The organism is Neobacillus drentensis, from assembly GCF_036962765.1.
GTDB classification, from domain to species: Bacteria; Bacillota; Bacilli; order Bacillales; family Cytobacillaceae; genus Neobacillus; species Neobacillus drentensis_C.
In genome coordinates, this window is the sequence record NZ_JBALOS010000037.1 from 6,828 (window position 1) to 14,387 (window position 7,560).

The window sequence follows — 7,560 nt, forward strand, 5'->3', positions numbered from 1 at the left end:
GCGAAAATTGCCTAGAAACGTATTAAATGACCCTTATTAAGCTCCAAAAGCAACAAAGTTTACGAAAAGAGCCTTAGCAAAATATCGGAATTGTGAAAACAGACAAAAGTAATCTAAAAAAGTGCTAAAATGGGATAGAACTAATTGAGGGAGGAAAAAATATGAAATTTATTAATTCAGAGAGATTACATAATGAAGCACTCGAACATATTGTCGGCGGGGTTAACAGCCCATCACGTTCCTATAAGGCCGTCGGGGGTGGAGCACCGGTTGTCATGGAACGTGCACAAGGTGCATACTTCTGGGATGTCGACGGAAATCAGTACATTGATTATTTAGCCGCCTATGGGCCGATTATCACTGGTCATGCCCATCCACATATAACTGAAGCAATAAAACGCGCAGCAGAAAGTGGTGTCCTATATGGAACTCCAACACCACATGAAGTAAAATTTGCAAAAATGTTAAAAGAAGCAATTCCATCTATGGATAAAGTCCGTTTTGTAAACTCTGGGACAGAGGCAGTTATGACAACAATCCGCGTTGCTCGAGCCTATACGGGCCGAGATAAAATTATTAAATTTGCTGGCTGCTATCATGGTCACTCTGATCTCGTCCTTGTGGCAGCCGGCTCAGGCCCATCTACTCTAGGTACACCGGATTCTGCTGGTGTTCCAAAAAGCATCGCACAAGAAGTAATTACTGTACCCTTTAATGATATAGAACCTTTTAAAGAAGCTTTAGCGAAATGGGGCGACCAAATCGCCGCTGTATTAGTGGAACCCATCGTAGGAAACTTTGGGATTGTGGAACCAATCCCAGGTTTTCTGCAACAGGTCAATGACTTAACCCATGAAGCTGGTGCGCTAGTGATTTACGATGAGGTGATTACAGCATTTCGTTTTATGTATGGTGGTGCTCAGAATTTAGTAGGAGTTGAACCAGATTTAACAGTCCTCGGTAAAATAATTGGAGGCGGCCTGCCAATCGGGGCCTACGGCGGACGGATAGAAATTATGGAAACAGTTGCCCCGCTTGGACCTGCCTATCAAGCAGGAACGATGGCAGGAAACCCAGCTTCTATCCTTTCTGGAATTGCTTGTCTTGAAGTGCTTAAACAAGATGGAATTTATGAATACTTAGACCGATTAGGTGCCATTCTCGAAGAGGGGATCTTAGAGGCTGCTAAAGAAAATAATATCGATATAACAATTAATCGTTTGAAAGGTGCATTAACTGTTTATTTTACAAACGAAAAAGTAGTAAACTACGCACAGGCAGAAAATACGGACGGAGAGAAATTCGCAAAGTTCTTTAAGCACATGCTCCACCAAGGAATAAATCTGGCTCCATCCAAATATGAAGCATGGTTTTTGACTATCGCTCATACAGAAGAGGATGTTGAAGCTACTTTACATGCTGTAAGAAATGCATTTTTCTTACTATCAAACGAATAAATATACAGTTTTTATGCACAAAAGGAAGTGGAAATCACTTCCTTTTATCTTTGAAAATCAATTGAAAACGTTTACAATAGTATATTCCCTCATTTATCCAACGCCTTTTAACCACTATTTTCTTATCCAAATTAATGTATATTTATTTGATTTCTGAAAATTCTTATGATACTATTAACTTATTATTTTTATATTTATCCTTTAACAATATACCCCGTTAAAGTGACAAACGAAAACAACTGCAACGATGATATACTTAAACTTTAGTTTCATAGGAGGTGAAATGGCCTTAGCGGATAGCTGCTAAAGCCTAATATGATGACACAAAAATGGACCCCTTCCCTATTTAAGGATTTCCACAAACAAGAACATGATGCTTGTGGTATCGTCGCATGTCTTGAAAAAACTAAGCGACCAACTAGAAAAAATATTTTTGATTGTATAGACGCACTTGTGACAATGAATCATCGCGCTGGTTTTATTAATGGAGAAGGCGATGGAGTCGGCATTCATACCGATATCCCCATAGCTCTTTGGAAAGAAAAATTACTCCAGGCAGGTCAGGAACCGACACTAGTTGAGAAAGAAGAATTTGCTGTTGGTCATGTTTTTATTAGTCAAAAGGTAAACTGGCAAACTACGAAACAAGAATTACTTAATAAGCTAGAGAAATACGACTTTGATGTAGTTTTTGAAACAGATCAAGTAACGGATGCTTCAGCCCTTGGCCCTATTGCAATTCAAGAAAATCCTGTTTTCTGGCAGTTCGCCTGTCTTTCTTCAAAAAAAGGTCAAGAATTAACAAAGAGCCTGTTCGAAGTATTAATTGATTTTGAAACAAACGATCAAGTTCATGTGGCTTCATTAGGTCAGAACCATGTGGTTTACAAGGTAATGGGAGCAGGAGATATTCTCCCGCGTTACTATCATGATCTAGCAAATCCACTTGTTGCTTCTACCATGACACTTGGACATAATCGTTATTCTACAAATACATTATCAAGCTTTTTCAGAGTACAGCCATTTAGTGTTCTCGGACACAATGGAGAGATTAATACAATTGCAAAACTTCGTGATGAAGCAAGAATGATTGGTGTCCCCCTTGTTAAAGATGGCAGTGACTCTCAAGATTTAAGCCGAACGATGGAAACATTAATTTGCTGCGAAGGTTTTTCATTATTTGAGGCAATGGATGTTTTATTCCCTCCAATCATCAATGAAATCAAGGCATTTCCTGAAAACCTTCAAGACTTATATACCTACTTGAGAGAAGCATGGGGACATTTTGCTCAAGGTCCTGCTGGTATTATCTCAAGATATGGGGATGAAGCAGTATTTAGTGTTGATGCACTAGGACTCCGCCCGCTATGGATGCTCGAGACAGAAAGCTCTTATTTATTTTCCTCAGAACCAGGAATCATTTCTTCGAGCGAATATGTTAATGAACCAAAACCGTTGGCACCTGGTGAAAAGGTTGGCTTTAAATGGAAGGGTGAAACGCTGGAAGTTTTTGAGCAAGATCGTTTTCAGGCGGAAGTGTATTCTCGTTTTTCTGAAAAGTTAAATATCAGTGAGGTTAGGGCCCGTTTGCTTCCACCTTCCTTAGGAAAAACAGTTACGATGAATTATCCTGACAAAATCCATAATGGACAATATAAATCATTTGGATGGGAACGAGATCATATCCAATTAATCGAGCAGATGGCGGAAAAAGGTGTGGAACCAATTCGTTCACTTGGTCATGATGCACCACTTGCTGCACTTAACCCAGAACGAAAAAATATTGCCGATTATTTCAAAGAAAGTGTTGCTGTTGTAACGAATCCTGCGATTGACAGAGACCGTGAAACAGAGCATTTCTCAACTCGTGTCATTATTGGAAAGCGTCCAACTTTATTCGCTAAAGAGAATAGTGAAACAGTCATTGAGTTAACAACGCCTTTATTATTAGAAGGTAAAGCAGGCTATGGCCTATCAGATAGTTTAGGTCAGCCAAGTTTTGATCAAGTTGTCTCGCATTTTCAAGAGCAAAAACTAGTAACCTTTATCTCTACAACATTCAAAAAAGAAGAAAAGTTAAAGCAGGCTCTAGAAAGACTTGCAAATGAAGCCGTTCAGGCAGTTCAATCAGGAAAAACCTTGCTTGTACTTGATGACGCAAAAGCACATCAGGAAGATTCCTATTGGATTGATCCACACCTAGTAACATCAGTAATTGATCAAGCACTTGTGAAGGCAGAAATAAGAAGAGACTGTTCATTAGTATTACGTTCTGCTGCAATTCGTTCACTTCATGATATTATTACTGCATTTGGTTTAGGTGCAGATTTAATTAGCCCTTACTATATGTTCTTAACAGTTCTTGACGAGACGTCAAAACCTTTAACAAATCTATACAGCGCTCTTACTAAAGGGTTGGAAAAAGTAATCTCAACAATCGGTATTCATGAACTACGAGGCTACGGCCGTCTCTTCTCAAGTATTGGCTTACATGAGGATATTGCCAATCTATTAAACATTGTTAACTTTTTTGGTTCGAAGGAACTTGAGACTGATTTTGAAGCATTGAAACTTGATGCTTTATCAAGAGCCGAAGATTACCATAATGAAAAGGAAAGAGTCGGAAAGACTTTCCACCTCTTCCCACGGATTTGGAAAGCTATTGGTGAGGTGGCCGCTACTGGAGACTACAATGTTTATCGTGATAAAATCACTGAACAAGAAATGGAAAATCCAACAACGATTCGCCATTTAGTTCAACTTAAACAAAGCAAAAAACAAATATCACCAGCTGATGTAGATCTTCGCGTCGGTGAACATGATTTACCGTTCCTTATTTCTTCCATGTCCTTTGGTTCTCAAAATGAAACAGCATTTAGGGCATATGCCGAAGGAGCAGACCGTTTAAACATGGTCAGCTTAAATGGTGAAGGCGGAGAAATTAAAGATATGCTCGGTAAATATCCAAAAACAAGAGGACAGCAGATTGCCTCCGGAAGATTTGGTGTCAATGCTGAACTCCTAAACTCTTCGAACCTTTTAGAAATTAAAATTGGTCAGGGGGCAAAGCCTGGTGAAGGCGGTCATCTACCTGGTTCAAAGGTTACTGCAAAGGTTGCGGAAGCACGTAATGCAACCCTTGGTTCTGATTTGATATCACCATCTAACAATCACGATATCTATTCAATTGAGGATTTAGCTCAGATGATTTTGGAATTAAAAACAGCAAATGATCAAGCAAAGATAGCTGTTAAAGTACCTGTTGTACCGAATATTGGAACAATAGCAGTTGGTATCGCTAAAGCTGGAGCAGATATTATCACTTTAAGCGGATTCGATGGCGGTACAGGTGCTGCTAGAATTCACGCGCTTCAGCATGTTGGATTACCGGTTGAAATTGGCGTAAAAGCCGCCCATAATGCTCTGCTCGAGAGCGGTCTCCGCCACAAAGTAGAACTCTGGGCCGACGGTGGAATGAAAAGTGCAATGGACGTTATGAAAATTATGCTTCTTGGTGCTAATCGTGTTGGCTTTGGGACTTTATCAATGCTGGCGATTGGATGTACTACCTGCCGTGGCTGCCATTTAGATACTTGCCACGTTGGTATTGCCACACAAATTGAATCAGAAGCACAGGCTAAAGAACACGGTCTAAGACGTTTTGTTCCTCGCCAATTAGATTTAGCTGTTCAAGGAATCATGAATCTCTTCACTGCATTTGCAACAGAGTTAAAGGACCTATCTGCTTCAATTGGAGTACGTAATTTGCAAGATGTAGTCGGTCGTTCTGACTTATTAGAGCAAATGAAAGGCCAAGGTCAACTAAGCCTCTCTTATTTGCTAAAACCATTAGAAATTAGCCAGTTTGCAAAAAATGAAGCATCAAAATCAATTGAAGAAGTTCAAATGCAAGTGGCTGTGGGGGCAGAGTACCTTGATGGCAGTGTAGATCAATTACACTCTTCACGCGAATTCACTAGTGTAACATCTGAACAGCGTGTTCTGGGAAGCCGGGTATCCTGTCACCGCGTCCGCGGCAGACTAGATGGTTCTTACAAGCAGTTACCATCCGTCCAGTTAAAATATAAAGAGGGTTCAATTCCTGGAAATGGCTTAGGTGCCTACAATAGTGAAGGGATCGAGATTACCGTTAATGGCGGCGGTCAAGACGGTGTCGGAAAAACATCCTTTGGTGGAAATATTCAGATTTTAAAATCTAAAGGAAAAAATGGTCAATATTATAATGGTTCTGTAGGAAAAGGATTTGGTTATGGAGCTCAAAAAGGACTTCTAATCGCCCAAGGAAATGCAGATGCAAGAGCAGGAATACGTCTTTCTGGGGCTGATTTAATCATTGGCGGCACTGTTAAAAAACCACTACCGGAAAATGAAGCTGGTAACATCGGCTCAAATGCGAATATCAAAGGGTTTGCCTTTGAATATATGACAAATGGCCGCGGCCTTGTGCTTGGAGACCCAGGTCCATGGATCTGTGCCGGTATGACAGGCGGGGTTGTCTATATTCGTCAGCAGCCTGAAATGAGATTAACCAAAGAAGCGATTCAGAGAAGAATTGCTAAAGGTGCAAAGGTTTCAGTTGCTGACTTAACTGAAAAAGGCAAACAGGATATCAACGAGCTATTAACCAAATATACTGACTTGCTTGAACAGAATGGTCAGGCGGAAGAAGCACAACAACTTCGTGAACTTCTAACTAATGTTGAAAATCACTTTGTGCAAGTTATTCCTGTCAAAGAGCAAGCTGATCCATCTGTATCGACTGAGTGATTTATAAAAATACATTTAACGTCCGCTGCATTAGCGGACGTTTTTTTCATTCCAAATATTTCTTAACAAATAGCAAATAAATTCATATTATACTCTTGATTCTCTGAGTTAATCCATGTATAGTAAAAATTTGCTTAATAGAAAAACCTCTGCGTATAGAGGCTGAATAACTTAAAATCTTTAGAGAACAAATTATATATTATTGAAAGGAATCCATTCAGAATGAAGTTAGGTGCCCGCATTTTAAAAACGGGAATTGCTATTGTACTCTCACTTTACTTGGGTCAGATATTACACTCGCCCTCTCCGGTATTCGCTGGCATTGCTGCCATATTTGCGATTCAACCAACCATTTATCGTTCCTATTTAACAATCATTGAACAAATTCAAGGAAATCTCATTGGTGCTTTGCTTGCAGTTGTTTTTGTTCTTCTCTTAGGAAATCATATTATTGTTATTGGATTAGCAGCCATCATTGTCATCGCCATAAATTTAAAGCTTAAACTCGAAAATACAATTGGATTATCGCTTGTCACACTCATTTCGATTATGGAAACTACTGGCGGGAATTTCATTCCTTTTGCAGGAATCCGCTTTTCTACCATCATGATTGGAGTATTTTCCGCTTTTTTAGTCAACCTTGTGTTTATGCCGCCAAGATATGAAAACAAACTATACTTCAAAATGACAAGTACGACTGAAGAAATCATTAGATGGATTCGCTTAAGCACGCGTCATGACTTTGATCATAATCTTCTCAAAACAGATATTGTTAAATTAAAAGAAAATATCATCCAAATGGGTCTGTTTTACACGATGTATAAAGAAGAACGCAGCTATTTTAAGAAAAATAGTTTAGAAAAATCACGTAAACTAGTTATTTATAGGCAAATGCATTCAGCGGCCAAAAAAGCACTTGATACGTTAAAACGACTTCATCGGTTTGAGAATGAACTATTACATCTTCCACAAACATTTCAGCAAGCCATTCAAGAACAATTGGATTGTCTCATTTACCATCATGAACAACTTATGCTCAGGTTCATTGGTAAAATTCCAAACCCTCTTACTGATTCTGAAAATAACGTTTGCTTAAATAAAAAGCAATTATTTGATTTATTTTTACTCCACCAGAAAGAAAATAATGAGCCTGACCATCCACATCAATATCATACAATGCAAATCATAGCGTCGATTATTGATTATGGTGAACAGGTAGAACACTTAGATACCTTGATAACAAGCTTTCATTCGTACCATCATAATGAAGTATCGATTGAGGAAGACATACTATAATAAGGCTATGTTAAAGCTT

Annotated in this window: 3 protein-coding genes; all 3 read left to right on the plus strand. The window is 39.0% G+C overall.

The genetic code is table 11. The features are described 5' to 3' along the window. Window positions 1–161: 161 nt before the first annotated feature. The 3 genes from V7137_RS06210 to V7137_RS06220 all read left to right on the plus strand — a co-directional run bounded on the left by V7137_RS06210 (window position 162) and on the right by V7137_RS06220 (window position 7,541). Window positions 162–1,457: a glutamate-1-semialdehyde 2,1-aminomutase gene (locus V7137_RS06210; RefSeq protein WP_335697264.1), complete on the plus strand. Its 1,296-nt coding sequence runs from the start codon at window positions 162–164 to the stop codon at window positions 1,455–1,457. A gap of 318 nt (window positions 1,458–1,775) precedes the next feature. Next, window positions 1,776–6,245 carry a glutamate synthase-related protein gene (locus V7137_RS06215; RefSeq protein ID WP_335697265.1) on the plus strand — a complete coding sequence of 1,490 codons (4,470 nt, stop codon included), beginning with the start codon at window positions 1,776–1,778 and terminating at the stop codon, window positions 6,243–6,245. A gap of 222 nt (window positions 6,246–6,467) precedes the next feature. Continuing rightward, window positions 6,468–7,541: an FUSC family protein gene (locus V7137_RS06220; RefSeq protein ID WP_335697266.1), complete on the plus strand. Its 1,074-nt coding sequence runs from the start codon at window positions 6,468–6,470 to the stop codon at window positions 7,539–7,541. The last annotated feature ends 19 nt before the right edge of the window (window positions 7,542–7,560 follow it).